14 protein-coding genes and 1 pseudogene are annotated in these 17,834 nt (G+C 42.2%); 7 read left to right on the forward strand and 8 right to left on the reverse strand.

The features are described from left to right. Positions 1–66: 66 nt before the first annotated feature. From mutS to FD724_RS21290, 3 genes are all read right to left on the reverse strand, one after another. Entirely contained in the window at positions 67–2,724 is a 2,658-nt protein-coding gene (gene mutS, locus FD724_RS21280; protein ID WP_179075570.1) for a DNA mismatch repair protein MutS, read from the reverse strand. 134 nt (positions 2,725–2,858) lie between these two features. Further along, positions 2,859–4,409, reverse strand: coding sequence for a metallophosphoesterase (locus FD724_RS21285; protein ID WP_179074027.1), 1,551 nt, complete (start codon positions 4,407–4,409; stop codon positions 2,859–2,861). Positions 4,410–4,520: 111 nt separating this feature from the next. Next, positions 4,521–5,492: a YegS/Rv2252/BmrU family lipid kinase gene (locus FD724_RS21290; RefSeq protein WP_163935230.1), complete on the reverse strand. Its 972-nt coding sequence runs from the start codon at positions 5,490–5,492 to the stop codon at positions 4,521–4,523. 196 nt (positions 5,493–5,688) lie between these two features. On the opposite strand from FD724_RS21290, the gene FD724_RS21295 reads away from it, so the two are divergent. Further along, entirely contained in the window at positions 5,689–6,111 is a 423-nt protein-coding gene (locus FD724_RS21295) for a lysozyme inhibitor LprI family protein (RefSeq protein ID WP_114081214.1), read from the forward strand. A 178-nt stretch (positions 6,112–6,289) separates the two neighbouring features. On the opposite strand, the gene FD724_RS21300 is transcribed toward FD724_RS21295, so the two are convergent. Further along, complete coding sequence (locus tag FD724_RS21300; protein ID WP_012410149.1) at positions 6,290–6,967, reverse strand: response regulator transcription factor; 678 nt, start codon at positions 6,965–6,967, stop codon at positions 6,290–6,292. 233 nt (positions 6,968–7,200) lie between these two features. Here FD724_RS21300 and FD724_RS21305 point away from each other — a divergent pair, with 233 nt between their 5' ends. Then, a complete protein-coding gene (locus FD724_RS21305) occupies positions 7,201–7,530 on the forward strand; it encodes a phycobilisome rod-core linker polypeptide (RefSeq protein WP_306297070.1) in 330 nt (109 codons plus the stop codon). A gap of 511 nt (positions 7,531–8,041) precedes the next feature. After that, on the forward strand, positions 8,042–8,593 hold the full coding sequence (locus tag FD724_RS21310) for a Uma2 family endonuclease (RefSeq protein WP_179074028.1): 552 nt from the start codon (positions 8,042–8,044) through the stop codon (positions 8,591–8,593). 42 nt (positions 8,594–8,635) lie between these two features. Here the strand turns inward: FD724_RS21310 and FD724_RS21315 are convergent, their stop codons facing one another. The 3 genes and pseudogenes from FD724_RS21315 to FD724_RS21325 all read right to left on the reverse strand — a co-directional run. Beyond that, positions 8,636–9,202 carry a Uma2 family endonuclease gene (locus FD724_RS21315; RefSeq protein WP_179074029.1) on the reverse strand — a complete coding sequence of 189 codons (567 nt, stop codon included), beginning with the start codon at positions 9,200–9,202 and terminating at the stop codon, positions 8,636–8,638. Between the two features lie 106 nt (positions 9,203–9,308). Beyond that, positions 9,309–9,527, reverse strand: coding sequence for a CopG family antitoxin (locus FD724_RS21320; protein WP_179074030.1), 219 nt, complete (start codon positions 9,525–9,527; stop codon positions 9,309–9,311). After that, positions 9,524–9,730, reverse strand: a pseudogene (locus tag FD724_RS21325) (BrnT family toxin); the annotation flags it as partial. The pseudogene FD724_RS21325 and the gene FD724_RS21320, both read right to left, overlap by 4 nt. A 302-nt stretch (positions 9,731–10,032) precedes the next feature. Between FD724_RS21325 and FD724_RS21330 the strand changes: the two are divergent. The 3 genes from FD724_RS21330 to glgA all read left to right on the forward strand — a co-directional run bounded on the left by FD724_RS21330 (position 10,033) and on the right by glgA (position 14,989). Beyond that, positions 10,033–12,303: a PAS domain S-box protein gene (locus tag FD724_RS21330; RefSeq protein WP_256874330.1), complete on the forward strand. Its 2,271-nt coding sequence runs from the start codon at positions 10,033–10,035 to the stop codon at positions 12,301–12,303. 143 nt (positions 12,304–12,446) lie between these two features. Beyond that, entirely contained in the window at positions 12,447–13,418 is a 972-nt protein-coding gene (gene hemC / locus FD724_RS21335) for a hydroxymethylbilane synthase (RefSeq protein ID WP_179074031.1), read from the forward strand. A gap of 131 nt (positions 13,419–13,549) precedes the next feature. After that, entirely contained in the window at positions 13,550–14,989 is a 1,440-nt protein-coding gene (gene glgA / locus FD724_RS21340) for a glycogen synthase GlgA (protein WP_179074032.1), read from the forward strand. Between the two features lie 340 nt (positions 14,990–15,329). Here the strand turns inward: glgA and FD724_RS21345 are convergent, their stop codons facing one another. After that, positions 15,330–16,628, reverse strand: a complete 1,299-nt coding sequence (locus FD724_RS21345) for a HEAT repeat domain-containing protein (RefSeq protein ID WP_179074033.1) — start codon at positions 16,626–16,628, stop codon at positions 15,330–15,332. Positions 16,629–16,920: 292 nt separating this feature from the next. Here FD724_RS21345 and FD724_RS21350 point away from each other — a divergent pair, with 292 nt between their 5' ends. Next, positions 16,921–17,721 carry a DUF1838 family protein gene (locus FD724_RS21350; RefSeq protein WP_179074034.1) on the forward strand — a complete coding sequence of 267 codons (801 nt, stop codon included), beginning with the start codon at positions 16,921–16,923 and terminating at the stop codon, positions 17,719–17,721. Positions 17,722–17,834: the final 113 nt, after the last annotated feature.

A 17,834-nucleotide genomic window follows, 5' to 3' on the forward strand; every position in this document is an offset into this window, starting at 1 on the left:
CTTACATTATCGTCATTTATCATGCAATGCCGTCAGCCTGAATTGTTAAGGCAATGCAGTAAGATATCAATCCAGATTTTGCAGCCCCATCGCAATCTTACTATGTTTCTCAATTTGCCCCATCACTTGTTTGGCTCGTTGAATCACCACTGCTGGTAAACCCGCTAATCTTCCCGCCTCAATACCGTAAGATTTATCAGCGCCTCCCGGTTGGACTTGGTGCAAAAAGATAATTTGGTCGGGTAATTCTTTCACCGTCACTTGATAATTAGCTACATTCGGCACAATGCTAGCTAGTTCATTCAATTCATGGTAGTGAGTCGCAAAAATCGTTCGCGCCCGAATATCCACTGCGATATATTCCGCCACCGCCCAAGCGATAGAAAGACCATCAAATGTTGCTGTTCCCCGGCCAATTTCATCTAATAATACCAGCGACCTAGATGTGGCATGGTTGAGAATATTTGCCGTTTCATTCATTTCCACCATGAAGGTAGATTGACCAGTTGCTAAATCATCTACTGCCCCTACACGGGTGAAAATGCGATCGCATATTCCCAATTTGGCCAATCTAGCTGGTACAAAACTACCAATCTGGGCCATTAACTGAATCAATCCCACCTGACGCAAATAACAACTTTTGCCACTAGCGTTTGGCCCGGTGAGGATAATTAAATCGGGATTGTCATTTGTCATTTGTTCTTGGTCACTTGTACTGAGCGTAGTCGAGGTATTTGTTATTTGTTCTTGATTATCTGCTAATGACAAATGACTAATGACTAATGACTCTCTACCCAATTGCGTCGAATTCGGCACAAAGAAACCCGCAGGTAACGATTGTTCCACCACCGGATGACGGCCATCAACAATGTTTATCTCCCTTCCTGACAACATTTCTGGACGACAATAACCTTGATGCACTGCCAACTCAGCCAAACCACACAATACATCTGCCGCCGCGACTGCACGAGATAGATTGCGAATTACCTCCGCCTCTTGTGCTACCTCTTCCCGCAATGCCGTAAAAATCTCATATTCCAACTGATTTAAATCATCCCGCGCCGAGAGAATCCGGGCTTCTCGTTCCTTCAAATCTGGGGTAATATAACGTTCCTCATTGGTCAGGGTTTGCTTGCGGATGTAATTAGCGGGTACTTGGTCAGCTTTGGTGCGGGAAATACTGATGTAATAACCAAAAGTTTTATTAAATCCTACCTTCAATGTCGAAATTCCCGTCTTCGCCCTCTCATCAACTTCTAGGTTGGCAATCCATTGCTGGTCTGCTTCGACAGTCGCTTTTCTTTCATCCAATAAGGGATTTACACTAGGGCGAATTAATCCGCCTTCTTTGATTAGTATGGGTGGCGACTCCACAAGATGCGCGTGTAACTTTTGTGCTAATTCTTCTAACACACTTGGGACTTTCTGCAAAGCTTTGAGGAATGGAGAATGCGCTTCAGTTACTAAATGAGATAATTCTGGTAAACGTGAGAGAGAATCTGCCAAAGCTACTAAATCTCTAGCATTGGCTGTACCAGAACCAGCCCTTCCGGTGAGGCGTTCTAGGTCATAAATTTGGCGTAATAACTGCCGCAAATCTTGACGCAGGGGTGTATTTTCCATCAATTCTTGGATGGTCTCTTGCCGCGCCCGAATGCCTTTAATATCGAGTAGTGGTTGCAATAACCACCGCCGTAAAGCCCGCCCACCCATCGCTGTACTAGTTCTATCCAATGACCAGAGTAGGGAACCGTGAAAAGTGCCATCCCGGACGGTTTGGGTAATTTCCAGGTTACGGCGGGTTTGACTATCAACAATTAGGTAGTCGGTGACAGTGTAGGTGCGGAGTCTTTGCAGGGGAACTGGGTTTTCTTTTTGGGTATCTTCCAAGTATTCTAAAAGACCACCAGCCGCACGAACAGCGAGGGGAAGATGATCGCAACCGAGTCCTTCGAGCGATCGCACTTTAAATTTCTGCAATAATCTAGGTCTAGCTTCGCCTTGAGAAAATGGAACTTGCGATCGCAAACTATAGCAAAATGATGGTGGCAAACACTCCGGTAGATGAGGCGAAGTTTCTCCCGGACGTAGCAAGCTACCCAAATCAGGCGCATTTGTTGGAACTAGCACCTCTGAAGGTTGCAAGCGCATTAATTCCTGTGTCAAATGTTCTAAATCACTACCTTGAGTTGTCAGAAATTCCCCCGTGGAGATGTCTGCATAAGCTAAACCCCAATGATTCGCGGCAATTACTACTGCTGCAAGGTAATTATTGCGACTTGATTTCAGCATTCCTTCTTCCAGCAAAGTGCCTGGGGTAAGAATGCGCGTTACTTCCCGCCGCACCAATCTACCAGCAGCTTCCGAAGCATCTTCTACTTGGTCGCAAATTACGACTGCATAACCTTTTTCTACTAGCATCGTCGCGTAGCGTTCCCAAGCGTGATGTGGAACACCAGACATCGCCACTCTTCCCTGTTCGCCAGCTTGCTTGCTAGTGAGGACTAATTCTAATTCTTGTGCTAGTTTTACAGCATCTTGGAAATAGCATTCAAAGAAATCTCCTACCCGATACAACAATACCGCGTGAGGATATTTATCCTTCGTCTCGACATAATGCAAGTACATTTGACTTAGCTTACTGCGATCCACCTGTAGATGGTCAGAAATAAAAGTACTTGCGTCGGGTTTGCTAGATGGAGTTTCAGAGTGAGAGGCGGTCATAGATGCTATCGAGTTACGCACGGAAATTCCCCAATATCCGATGATAACGTGATTTGAAAGTTGAATGGCGATGCCTGCGGCGGGCTTCTCTACGAGACGCTACGCGAACGCCTACGCTCAAGGATATTTTACCTTTAGATGATCAGTGACTCAAGTTCCCGATTATGCCATTGTCGCTGATGCCATTCGGCAACCAAAGGACGGACAATAAACTTAGGCTGTCCATCGGCTTTAACGTCAATGCGTAAACCTGAATAAGGTCGTCGCTTTTGAGAACCTTGACCGTTGCGACCAATAAAGAGATGCGATCGCGCTACTAATCTATTTTCCTCCATTAAATCTGCTCCCTCAATCCTTTGGCGGCGCAAACTAAACCCGCTACCACCACAAACAAGCCAGTGGATACCAGAATCAGCGTGTCCTGTATCCATTGTCTCAAGATGTTCTAAGCAGTGGGCGTGACCATTTAATACCAAATCAACCAAAGGACGACCCTGATTTAGAGAACCTATTTCTTTCGCTACTGCATCCAGCACCCCACGGAAGCGATCGCGAATGATCAAAGTTTGTGCTTGTTCCCACTTTGTCGCCTCAGTTACATAAGGAGGATGATGGAAATAAATCACTCTTCCCCGAACTTCTGAATTATTCCAAGATTCAATTAATCTCTTTTTGAGCCAGTCTAGTTGTTCAATATCAGTCTGAATTGTTTTATTAGCAGCTAGTTGTTTCTCGATATCAACAATAATTTCTTCAATTTGTGACAGTTTGGCGTGGTAATCGTCTAATTGGTCGGCTTCAATGGGGTTTTCAGGACGAAGCTTGGCCGAGGTTTCAATAATGTACTGCTTTTCTTGTTCTAAATCTTCACGGCGCTTTTCTAATATTTTGCGATCGGCATCACCTTTTTTTGTTTTAGGTAGAGGTGGTGGATCGTTAAATGTATTAGAATCCAAGGCGAAGAAATCAATTCCGCCATAGCGAAAAGTGTAGTAACGATTGGGAAGGCGGGTAAAATGCCCAGGTTCATACTTAAGACAAAGACCTGTATCTGTCTTACCTGTGTAGTGCTGATCTAAATGGCTGCTTAACTCTCCTGGAAGCTGCAATGCCTTCAGATAGTCTATAAATGCGTGTGCGTAGGCTTCACCCGTTCCTGAGCCATGCAAACCCACATCTAGGTCTAACCGCGATCGCAACAGGCGACGAAGGGGTAATGTTGTGAGAGAGGCCAAGCTCAATAAAATGGGCAAGTTATAATAATCGTGATTTCCCGGTACTGGTAAAATGGGCAGCTTAAAAATCATCTGGTCATAAGCAATCCGCTTCGGATGCTCTCCGCCCAAGATAAACTCTCGGTAAGGCTCGATGAAGTTTTGCTGGTAGTATTCACTCGAACCCACTAAATAAATCACATCCCCGGTATGCAGCATAAAACGGGATTCATCGTGATGGGGCAACATCAGTTCAGCTATCTGTCGTTGGGGATTGTGTCCCCGATGCTTACCAGAACCACTATCACCCACAACTAAAAATGAAAACTCAGGATTATCTTCTTGACCATCCTCCAACACCAGGCGAGTTTGGTCGATGTTCCGTTCCACAATTAACGGATCTTGCCATCTGACTCGCTGATTCATTTTACGAATTTTGTTAGCGATCGCTGGATCTGATACAAGTTTCAATGCAACATACTCCTTCCTGAATCTTGAATTGCAGGGGAAGCAGGGGGAGACAAGGGAAAGGAAAATAACCATGCCCAATTCCCCATTCCCCATTCCCAATTCCCAATTCCCTTACTCTTCTACCGTATCTTTCATCTCAATAGTCAAATTAGGGAGTCCTTCTAGTTTTTCGGTAGGCTCAACTTCTTCTACTAATGGCACAAAAATCTTCAACCCACCTGGTATGCACTTAATTTCTACTGGTGTTGTGCCGACTATTTCACCATCTAGAACAACCTTTTGCGGTGGCTCAGTTGTAATTTTAAATTGTTTGGCTCGCAGAAAGCCAATATCATCCCGTTCTACGGCGTTACCTGTAGAAGCTGTTTGGAATAGATGGAATGTAGCAGCGATCGCTCCTGCTTTGTTGGCTGGAGCTACAATCGTTAAATCTAGTAAGCCATCATCATAAACCAAACCTGCTGGCCCCTGAGCTAAGACTGAAGTGGGAGGCGCGGCATTTGCGACTGTGACTGCACAGGCACTAGTTTTAATTATTCTGTCTTCTGTTTCAATTTCAACATCAAATTTATGTAAGTTTCTCAGTTGCTGAATTCCAGCGAAAACGTAGGCCATCATTCCAAAGCGATTTTTGGCATCTCGGTCTGCCAATTCTACAGTTTCAGCTTCAAAGCCAATACCTGCCAAGAGTACCATTGGGCGATCGTTGCAATAGGCTACGTCTACATGACGGGTTCCTCCCTGCAAAATTGTTTCACACGCACCTGCGATCGTGTCAGGAATTCCCAAAGCTGTAGCAAAAGCGTTTGCTGTTCCTCTGGAAATGATGCCAAATGAAATATCAGTACCCACTAAAGCCGCCGCCGCTGCTGAGAGAGTCCCATCTCCCCCTGAAGCAATGATTGTATCTACCCCTCGCTCTACGGCTGCATAAGCTAGTTGATCTGCATCAATTTCTTGAGTTGTGAGATGAATATCTAGATCAATATCTGGCTCTAATATTGCTCGAATTTCTGCCAGTTCTATATCTGGGTCTCCCTGACCCGCAACTGGATTAAAAATAAGACAGGCGGAACGATTCATAAAATATAAAAGCTAAACTTTATTTAGATCACTAAAATACCAAATTCTTTCTAGCATTCTTGTGAAATTTTGCCTTCCTTCTGACGGCTGGTTTATCTTTTGTAACAAGTTTATAAGTCTTCGGCGTTGAAACATATCAATACTGCACATTTTGGTATCTTTTGTCTATACTTGCCTAAACAATAAAATTTTTGTCATGCGTCAATTATTACTAGTTTTGGCAAGTATGCTAACTCTTAGCAGTTTAGATACCCCTTCGATGACAATGGCAGGCACAACGCCTGATTTACCCCAGATTCGCCTAGCTCAAAAATTTAACTGCAATAATCCTCAAACTCAAGCAGCAATTAATGAATGCGCGAAGTTATCTTATCAGAATGCAGATAAAAGACTGAACCGAGCTTATCAACAATTGCTACCTACCTTAGAAAAATCTAGGAAGCAGAAATTGATTGCTGCACAACTTGCATGGGTAAAGTTTCGAGATACCAATTGTGAGTTTGAAAGAAGTAAATATGAGGGAGGGAGTATTGCCCCTAGTATTTATGCTGGGTGTCTAGAAAATCTCACAAAACTGCGTACCCAAGAATTACAAGAATATCTTAAATCTGACCCTTAATTACTTTAAATAGAGTATTTCACAAATTAGTAGCGAAAAAAAAACTGAAATCTCTGCGAGCCTCTGTGCTACTCTGCGTTGAAAAAAAATAATTTTTTAAACTCAGAGTCAAAGCAAACAAAGCAGAGTTTTTGCTAATAGCTGAAATCTTCTCAAGTGGTCTATATAATACAACATTTTATTCGAGTTGTTTAAGACGGTAGCCAATACCATGAACTGTTTCAATAAAATCTTCAAAAGCTCCGGCTGCTTTGAGCTTCTGACGCAGGCTTCTGAGATGAACTTTCACAGCATGTTCTTCTGGAGGTGACTCTAGCGACCAAATATGTTCAATAATTACGCTGCGACTAAGGACACGACGACCATTTCGTAGCAATAACTCTAATATGCCGTACTCTTTTGGGGTTAAATGTAGCATATTTTTCCCATAACTCACTTCATAAGTGCTGGGGTTGAGGTGCAAATTGCCCCATTCTAAAATCGGTGGCGATGAAACGTTACCCCGACGAAGCAAGGCGCGAATTCGGGCAAATAGTTCTTGCAAATCCACTGGTTTAACGACATAATCATCAGCTCCCGCATCGAGTCCGGTGATTTTATCGCTAACGGTATCACGCGCAGTAAGCATGAGAACAGGCATACTGTAGCTGTGCGATCGCAACCGATGGCATAAACTAATTCCATCTAGCTCTGGTAACATCACATCAAGCAGCAGCAAATCATAATCCAGCATTTTGGCTTGATTCCATCCAGCCTCACCATCTGTCACCACATCAACCATATAACGCTGGTCTGTAAGGGCTTCTGCTAAAGTCTCGGCAAGGCGTACATCATCTTCAACTAAGAGAATCCGCATAAAATTTTTTTTAACCATACAACTTATGTTTAAAACTATCTGTGGACTCCCATTGAGAAAATATTGCAAAAAGTAACAATTTCTAGTTTTCGTTGCTTCTTTCCGATTTCTTTACCATTTCATGAGTGATTTCCTTACTTTTTATATGTAATTTTCTATCCTATGTAGGTTTTTAATAACCTCCTTTAGACGTTCCAAAAGAACTCTATGTTTAACCAGGAGATTTTCAGAAAATGGCTTTTGGGCAAAGTTCACATTTAGGTGTCAGTTTGTTTGAAGACACTCACTCAACTGGAGGAGTACCTGGTTATTCAGCAGAAGAACTTGAGGTTATTATCAGGCTTATATATAGACAGGTTTTAGGAAATACGTATGTGATGGAAAACGAACGGCTCACTGTGCCTGAGTCGCAGTTTAAGCGGAGCGAAATCAGCGTCCGCGAATTTATCTGTCTGGTAGCGAAGTCAGAGTTATATAGTTCCCGGTTTTTCAGCAATTGTCCTCGTTATCGGGCAATTGAGTTGAACTTTAGGCATTTGCTCGGTCGCGCTTCACTTAACTGAAAAGGCTGAATAGACAATTAAGTGTTTATTTACGCCTTTGTGCGAGCTAAAAAAATGCTTTATGCAAGAAATCTATTTATCCAAAAATCGATGTAACTAATTGCATTCATATCAAATTATTTGAAGCAAAACAATGTTGCCGCCACAAGCACATAAAAAGCTCCAATGTTGGATAAGAAGCCGTCATTTAATATGTTCCGGTCACTTTTTTATATTTGAAACTATAGACTATTCTTGCGTTGATAGATTTACTGACTGTATAGCCGCTCTAGGAGGAACATTAATTTCTGTTGAGCCGATTGACAAAATTTGGATGGGCGACCATCGACAGGTTCTTCTTTATCGTGTCAAAGCCAGTTTGTTTACACCTTGTCATCAGTTAAGGCAATACTGGTTTAAGTATGGTGGTTTGTACACTAGATTTGATAAAAATTGTTAATTTGTTTTGATTTATAGCGACTTATATAATTGCGTTAATATGTATTTTATTAGGTAATAAAAAATTTTCTCTATGACCGTAACTACAGCTAAGTGGACAATAGATGAATATCACCACATGATTGCGGCAGGTATACTAGATGATCGGCGTATAGAACTACTAAAGGGAGAAATAGTAGAAATGCCACCGGAAGGAGAACCTCATGCCTACTTCAGTAGTGAAGCTGGGGAGTATCTGATTCAACTTTTAGGCAATCGTGCCACAGTTCGCCCTAGTAAACCGATTACCCTTCCTAACAACTCTGAACCTGAGCCTGATATTGCTATTGTACAAAGATTGAGACGTGAATATTTAGAACATCATCCCTATCCTGAAAATATCTTTTGGTTGATCGAATATTCAGATTCCAGCTTAGATAAGGACTTACAAATAAAAACTAAAGTCTATGCTGAAGTAGAAATTCCTGAATATTGGGTAGTTAATCTTAGAAAGCGACAACTTATAGTATTTAGAGATCCTCAAGATGGAGATTATGCTTCAAAAAGCACATTATCTGGAGGCACGATTTACCCACAAGCATTTCCAGATTTGGCTATATCAGTAAATTTCATTGTGAGTATTTAGAACTAGAAACCGATTATTTAGCGGTAATTTTAATATATCTTCTCACTCTGGTTTCATCTTTAACCATCCAAATACTTGTTCTACTGTCAACTCTAAATCAACACCATCTAGAACAGTCAATCTATCTTCTCTATGACAAAATTCTGGTTGTTGATGTGGTTTAAATATGAGAACTGAGCGATCATCAGGATCGATTAACCATCCTAGCTGACAACCATATTTTAGGCAGTGTAAAATATTATTGGTAACTCGATTAGAACTTTGATATGGAGAAAGAATTTCAATTGTCCAGTTTGGAGCAATTAACACATCGTCTACAGGTTCTCCGTTATCGTCAAACTCAATTTGTTGCCAACGAATAACCGCCACATCTGGAACAATTGAGCGACCACCAAAAGTACAACGCAACTCTGGAAAAGCATAAGCGATTTGCTTTTTCTCTGTGACTTCATTAATCCCATTAATCAACTTACCCTGAAGTCGGGAGTGGCGAGTTTTCGGCATTGGTTTCTGGATAATCTCACCATCAATATAAATACTTGCAGGTTTTGTTTCTGGTAACTTGAGAAACTCTTCTAGGGTTAGGGATGCAGATTTTGCAACACTCATGATTTCTGCCACTCCAAAAGTCCTACATCCAGTTTATCAACGTTCGCCACTAGCTGAATGCAACAAGGCGATCGCCTATACATAGCATTAACTCAAAAGCGCTTTGTTAGGCGTTGTTCACCCACTCCAGTGAGGGTTTGCGCCGTGATCTTACACAATCTTGTAAATAAAGGTTGATCAGGCTCTGATAGGAAATGCCAGTTTCTTCGGCAAGAACTTTGAAGTAATCAACGATATCCTCCTCAAGCCGAATCGTCACTTGCTTCTTAAGTTTTTTAATGTACGGATTCTTGATAGATTGAGAAAAATCATACTCTTCTTTCATGAGACAAAACTCTGATATTGTTGACGCTCCCGCTTAGTAGCTTTACGAGCCGAGATAATGCGGATAACCTCCTCGCTTTCCTGATAGAGATGACACACCAGCAACAAACGTAGTGAATCACTCATTCCCAAGAGTATGTAACGATCCTCTTCTAAAGAATGCTCAGGGTCATAGAGTAAGCGAGCATTCTCGTCATAGAAGACGGTTTCTGCCTCATTGAACGATACACCGTGCTTTTGCTCATTAGACTTAGCTTTTCGCTCATACTTACAGTGTAATTACAATGTATATCATAAGCAAGTTGAGTGAGAATTGGAAAATATAAATTTTCCAATTCTCACTCAAAGCTCAACTTTGTCGCGGATAATGCAGCAATTCTGTCTACGATTTGATACATATTCCGATCCAATTGAAGATGCTTGATGAATGCTCTATTGGGAGAATTTCCAAACGTGAAGCCTAACGCGCCCAAATCCAGACTTTATTTCTCCAATCTCTCATTCCTATGCTCATTCCCGATTTTAGCGTTATCAATCTCGCCCCTTTCGGTGTTGGCTGTAGCATTATTACCTTGGGGATAATTTACTATTTTCTCAAACTAGAAGTAACTAGACGGCAACGGGCAGAAGTGATTCTGCGGCAACAAACTGAGCGGGAACGGTTGGTAAACCAAATTGCTCAACATATCCGTGAGTCTTTGGAGTTAGATGAGGTTCTGACTACTACCGTTGCAGAAGTGCGCGAGTTTCTTCAAGCAGATCGGGTGTTAATTTATCGCCTTTGGGAAGATGGGACAGGTAGCGCAATCACTGAAACAGTTTTACCTGAATATACAAAAATTTTAGGAGAAACTTTTCCAGAAGAAGTGTTTCCGAGAGAATATCACCAAGCTTATTCATTGGGGAAAACTCGTGCGATCGCTAATGTTGAACAAGCTGATGTCGAATTATGCTTGGCAGACTTCGTTAAACACTTCGGTGTCAAAGCCAAGTTGGTGGTGCCAATTCTCCAAGAAAATCGGGAAGCAGATAAACAACGCGATCGCAAAACACCTGCTTCTACACCTTATCTTTGGGGCTTATTAATTGCTCATCAGTGCGATCGCACCCGTGTATGGGAATCTTGGGAAATTGAATTGATGAAGCAACTTGCAACCCAAGTGGCGATCGCTATTCAACAATCAGAACTTTACAAGCAGCTACAAACACTCAACGCTGAATTAGAACACCGTGTCCAACAGCGAACTCAAGAGTTAGCTAAAGCTAATGTCTCTCTAAGAGCAGAAATAGCTGAACGTCAACGCACCCAAGCAGCATTGCAAGCTTTGATTACTGCCTCTCCTCGTGCCATCTTCACACTTGATTTAGAAGGGAATGTGAAAATCTGGAATCCTGCTGCTGAACGAATGTTTGGCTGGACGGAGGCGGAAGTAATTGACCATCCTAACCCAATTTTTTTAGACGATCAATTAGAGGAATACAATACTCTTCAACAAAGTATATTACAAGGAACAACTTATACCAGAGTGGAATTGCGCCGTTTTAAAAAAGATGGCACTGCGATCGATATAGTTTTCTCTGCTGCTCCCTTGCATGATAGTGACGATAGTATCAACGGTATGGTGGCAGTAATTGCCGATATCACACACCAAAAGCAGCAGGAAGAACAGGTAAGGTTGCTGCAATCTGTGGTTGTAAATACTAACGATGCGGTAGTTATCACCGAAGCACAACCAATTGGCGAACCTGGGCCGCACATCATTTATGTTAATGAAGCATTTACCCGAATCACAGGTTACACCCTGGAGGAAGTTTTAGGTAAAACGCCCCGTATCCTGCAAGGAGCAAAAACAAGTCGGGCGGAACTGGATAAAGTTTGGACTGCTCTTTCTCGTTGGGAAACAGTTACCGTTCAGGTAATTAACTACCGCAAAGACGGCTCGGAATTCTGGAATGAATTCAGCGTTGTCCCTGTAGCCGATCAAACTGGCTGGTATACCCACTGGATATCAGTACAACGTGACATTACTGGACGCAAGCGGTTAGATGAAATTCGGATGGCGCTAGAGCGAGAGAGAGAACTTAGTGTGCTGAAAACACGTTTTTTCTCAATGGCATCTCACGAGTTTCGCACACCTTTAAGTACTGCCTTAGTAGCTGCCCAATTGCTAGAAAATTGTCAGGATGAATGGGATAACTCTTGTAAGCGACTGAGGAACTTGCAGAGAATTCAACTCTCTGTCAAAAATATGGTTCAAATGTTAGACGATATTTTAACCATCAATCGAGCTGAAACCGGAAAACTAGAATTTAATCCTAAACTCATAGATTTAGAAGAGTTTTGCGGCGATTTTGTCGAAGAAATGCGCCTGAGTACAGACGAGAGGCACACACTTAGCTTTGTTTGCCAAGGGAAAGCTGTTCCATGCTGGGTGGATGAAAGGTTGTTGCGTTCTATTTTGTCTAATTTGTTGCTCAATGCGATTAAATATTCTCCTCAAGGAGGGAATGTTCATCTTAGTCTGGAGTTTCAATCAGATACGGTGATTCTCCAGGTGAAAGATCAGGGTATTGGGATTCTGTTAGCAGATCAAAAGCAGCTGTTTGAGCCGTTTCATCGTGGCAAAAATGTCAAAAGCATTCCTGGTACTGGATTAGGATTGGTAGTGGTGAAAAAGTGTGTGGACTTGCACCAGGGTCATATTAACATCACCAGTGAAGTAGGAATAGGTACAACTTGTGCGATCGCTCTCCCATTAAAAGATAAGTCTAATTAGTATTGTTCGAGATTCCTCAAACTAGCTTTTGGTAAAGAATTGTAATCCAAAATCCAAAATCTAAAACCCAAAATTCTTATGAGTCCCTGACTACGGTAGTCTAGATGAGAGTGAATTTATCGCCTTGTTTGATATATTGTTTTATGACTTCAGTTGTTTCTAGTCCCCCACGCACCATTCGGATCGGTTCACGCAAAAGCCAACTTGCTCTAGTTCAAACCTATTGGGTACAAGAGCAACTCCAAAAAAGCTTTCCTGATATCACTTTTGAAGTCCACACCATGTCTACCCAAGGCGACAAAATCCTTGATGTAGCATTAGCTAAGATTGGCGATAAAGGACTTTTTACTAAAGAACTTGAAGTGGGAATGCTCAATCAAGAGATTGACTTTGCAGTTCATTCTCTCAAGGATTTGCCGACTAACTTACCAGAAGGATTGACACTGGCAGCAATTACTGAACGGGAAAATCCAGCCGATGCATTAGTGGTGCATGAAAAGCACAAAGATAAACAAATCGATACGTTACCCGAAGGTGCAGTAATTGGGACATCTTCGCTGCGGCGGTTAGCACAGTTACGCCACCACTTCCCCCACTTTACTTTTAAAGATGTGCGGGGAAACTTGATTACACGATTGGCAAAACTGGATGCAGGCGAATACGATGCCTTAATTTTGGCAGCCGCAGGGTTAGAGAGATTGGGAATGAGCGATCGCGTTCATCAAATTATCCCCAAAGAAATCTCCCTCCACGCCGTTGGACAAGGTGCTTTAGGGATAGAATGCCGTGCTGATGATAGTGAATTGCTAACTCTACTCAAAGCAATCGAACATCCTGCAACACGCGATCGCTGTCTCGCCGAACGTTCTTTTCTACGCTCTTTAGAGGGCGGATGTCAAGTACCTATTGGTGTAAATACAGAAATCTCTGGTGAGAATTTGACCTTAACAGGCATAGTTGCCAGTATAGATGGTCAAAAGTTGGTAAAAGATACCGTCACTGGAATTGCCAATAATGCCGAAGCGCTAGGTATTGAACTAGCAGAGTTATTACGGCAACAGGGAGCGCAAGAAATTTTATCAGAAATTTTTGCGGTCATTCAACGCGGTTCCTAAGCAATTAGGCAAGCCGATGTGATTAGATAAGAATTGATCGTCGTTTTACCAAAGACGCGACAAATCGCGTTGGTCGCGATCATCAAGTTAATTTGACAATTATAGACAGAATCGGGGAAGCAAAAATTACCATGCGGATTCTATTTGTTGCAGCAGAAGCAGCACCCATTGCGAAAGTAGGAGGAATGGGTGATGTTGTTGGGGCATTACCCAAATTTCTGAGAGAAATGGGGCATGATGTGCGGATATTCTTGCCTTACTATGGCTTCCTGCCAGACAAAATGGAAATTCCCAAAGAACCCATCTGGCGGGGGTCTGCCATGTTCCAGGAATTTGCTGTTTACGAAAGCGTTCTGCCTGGTACTGATGTTCCCTTGTACTTATTTGGACATCCCGTCTTCTTACCTCGCCGCATTTATTCCGGAGATGATGAAGACTGGCGGTTCACCTTCTTTTCTAATGGTGCAGCCGAGTTTGCCTGGAATTACTGGAAACCAGACATTATCCATTGTCATGACTGGCATACGGGAATGATTCCTGTATGGATGCACCAAGATCCAGATATCACCACAGTGTTTACCATTCATAACCTGGCTTATCAAGGGCCGTGGCGTTGGTATTTAGAAAAGATTACTTGGTGTCCTTGGTATATGCAAGGACACAACACAATGGCAGCAGCAGTGCAATTTGCCAATAAGGTAAATACAGTTTCGCCTACATACGCCGAGCAAATCAAGACAGCTGCTTATGGTGAAACATTAGAAGGTTTGCTGTCTTTTATTAGCGGTAAGTTATCTGGGATTATCAACGGGATTGATACTGAAGTTTATAATCCCGAAGATGACAAATATATTGCTCAAACCTTCACTACTGAGACTTTAGATAAACGCAAGGCTAACAAAATTGCTTTGCAAGAAGAAGTAGGATTAGAAGTCAATTCTAAAGCCTTTTTAATTGGGATTGTTACCCGATTAGTAGAACAAAAAGGCATTGATTTGATCTTGCAAATCCTCGATCGCTTCCTATCTTATACAGATGCACAGTTTGTTTTATTGGGAACAGGCGATCGCTACTATGAAACTCAGATGTGGCAATTAGCATCCCGTTTTCCCGGACGCATGGCAACTTACTTACTGTATAACGATGCCCTGTCTCGCCGCATTTATGCTGGTACTGATGCCTTCTTGATGCCTAGTCGTTTTGAACCATGCGGTATCAGTCAAATGATGTCTTTGCGTTACGGTTCAGTACCTATTGTTCGCCGCACAGGTGGATTAGTTGACACCGTAAGCCATCACGACCCCGAAAATGCCGCAGGTACTGGTTATTGCTTTGACCGCTATGAACCGCTAGACCTTTTCACTTGTATGATCCGAGCTTGGGAAGGCTTCCGTTTCAAACCGCAATGGCAAGAACTACAAAAACGGGGCATGAATGAAGATTTTAGTTGGTATAAATCTGCTAAAGAGTACGTCAAGTTGTACAGGTCAATTTATGGTTTGCCAGAAGAAGAGGAGACAGCAAAACCAGAGTTAGTGTTAAACGAAGCAGTTACCACTAGTAAATCCTAAACTGCCAGGGGCGTAAATTTCTGCGTCCCTAGCGTTTGTAACTAGTGAGTTCCACGAACCTCTCCCTGCCTTGAACTAAAGTTCAAGTCTGTCCCTCTCCGAGTCTGAGCTACGGTGTACACACATCTTTCTAGAAAACCAAAATCGTCGTAGATCCCCCTAAATCCCCCTTAAAAAGGGGGACTTTGAGAGCTTTTTGCCCCCCTTTTTAAGGGGGGTTGGGGGGATCAAAAGCTTGTGGCGCAACTTTAGAAGACTTGTGTGTACACCGTAGCCGACTCGGAGAGGGAAGGTTTTACTTAGTAAAGCCAGGGAGAGGTCTTTTCATTCAGCTAATTAGTTAGACAATATAAGCCGTCGAATTCATATATTGATTACTCGTCGCTTTTGCTCTAATTAACCAGTCACCATCATGAGCGCAAATTTCCCGACCAGAGGAATCTCCTAAGCGGTCTAGCGCCAATAAACAAGCATATTTCAAATCCCAAATTGGCGTATTGAGGCAAATTTTGATTTCAGGAATTGCTCGTGAATCACCCAATTCACCAAGAGCGATCGCACACGCCGCACGAGATTTCTGAAACTGAGGTTCGCGGTTGTGTAGGTTTTCTATTAACAAATCATAAGCGGGAGCATATTTCAGCCAGCCGAAAAGTTTCATTACATGATAATGAGCGCCATAATCGTTATATGCTTTATCCCCATAAGTTGTTAAAAGTGCTTGGGGTGCTTCTTGGGGATAGATATCTAGTAAGGTTTTTGTAGCCAAATAGCAGCGTCCAAAATCAGTTTCGTAGAGTTCGTTAATCACAAAATCTAATACAGGGGTCGCGTCATACTCATGTACTAAATCAAGGTCGTTAGGATGATCGTAAAGTACTTTTTCTAAGTAAGGCTGAATTTCTGTAAAGGTAATTTCATCACTGGGAACGCCTGCATCCAAAAGCATTCGCAATCCTCGCAAGCGAAACACCAGAGATACAGGACAACGAGCAATTTCTGGGATGGCTTTGTAGTAGCGTGCATCAATCAAGTCTTGAATGCAACCTCGCCGTGCATTGACGCTGGAACTTTGCAGCAGCGCCATCACCTCAGTTATTTGGGAGTAGTCACCGCTAAAACGACAAACTGTAGCGATCGCAGCACTACGCGTAGGTTCATCATCAGCTTGAGTAAATTTATTTACACGTTCCAAAGACGGCTGATAGTCAGCATTAGCTAAAGTGTGAATAATAACTCGATAAATTTGACCTGGTTTATCCAGTAATTGCGCCACTTCTTCAAGAATATCTGGATCTTTAGTCCCGATTTCCCCGATCGCCCACACGGTATTTTCGACAGTATAAATATCATCATCTTTAAGGCACTGCCGAATTACAGGTAAAGCTGATTCGGCCTGCAATCGCCCCAAGCTTTCCACAGCCTTGCGTCGAACAATGCGATGGTCTAACTCATCAGGGTTACTAGTTTCAATCGCTCGTACCAAAGCCGCGATCGACTGTTCAGTGGGATAATTAATCAGATGGGAAACAGCAATATACTTATCAGAAGCGTCTTCGAGTTGTTCTAATGGTGTATCGATAATTGCGATCGCTTGATCTTCTGTTAGCCCAAACATTTTAAAAAAACGTTTATCCATTGATCTATAAATGGCTCGTGGATAATTGCTCAGAGTTCATGTTTACTATCGTACTAGGGACTGGGGACTACAAAATTTTTTTGTGTAAGCTCTGTTAGATGAACGTTGCTATGTCTAGCGACAAACCGTTTTGCATCTTAGTAGTCATTTTAAAATGATAAGAGTCCTATAAGACTCATATTTAATTTTTCCCTAGGTACAACAAAAAAAGCTTTCTTTCCTATTGCCTTTTTCCCCCTTGCTATTGTCTTTTAAGCCAAAGTACATCACAAATAAAAGCGAATGCCTATATATGAATGATTATTTAGATGACTACGAATTTAATAACCTTGATTTTTACAGAAAAAATCATGGGTTACAGCTTTATTACAACTGGTCTGGAGAAATATGGTGGCAAGAAACGCCAGACAAGCCAAAAGAAAAATTGTTCTCTATTATTGGGATGAATGCTACCAAAGTATTTCTCAAACCCGATCCTGAACATGGCGAGGTTGGGTATCGCATCAATAGAGAGTTGGGTTTATTTTGCGATCCAGATACTCAAGAAATTCTGCACTTTTGGCAGTCACCAATAGCAAGTCAACCAGTACCAGTAGTTCACATTGCTAACCGCATTGTCCAAGGCTCAGTCAAACCAAAGAAATCTGTTATACCCAAAGGCAAGGGATACATTACCTCGGTTATGGAAATTCCTTTAGAATACCCACATCCTTTAGCAGGAGATAGTAAATATTTAGATTATTGCCCTGGAGAAAAGTTTAAGGGAGTTGAGTACTTTATATCAAATACTTGCCGACCTGATGCCACTGAAGTCCCTCCTGCTAAATGGGCGAGAGACTGTCCTTGGTTGCCCTGGATGAAGTTAGGTTATGCTCATCCAGCTAAATTAAGATTTGAAACAACAATATTTAGAGTAGATTCTTTTGAGCAGCTTCATCCTAGCTTGGTCAAGTTGGTGAGGGAAAAAGTACCAATTTATGAATTCACGCCAACAGAAAGTGACGAACCCAATGTGACGAGCATTCAATACTTTAAGAAAAATTTTGAATCCTACTTGCGAGGAGATATTTTCCCACTAGAGGAAACATCTTAAAATAATTGGGAATTGGGAATTGGGAATGGGGAATGGGAATTGTGCGATCGTAAATAGACCTTGCTGTAGGGGGACAGTAATGCTTGTGCCCTTACGAAAGATATGGTTTTTAA

Origin of the sequence: Nostoc sp. C057, assembly GCF_013393925.1 — a bacterium.
In the GTDB taxonomy this organism is placed as follows: Bacteria; Cyanobacteriota; Cyanobacteriia; order Cyanobacteriales; family Nostocaceae; genus Nostoc; species Nostoc muscorum_A.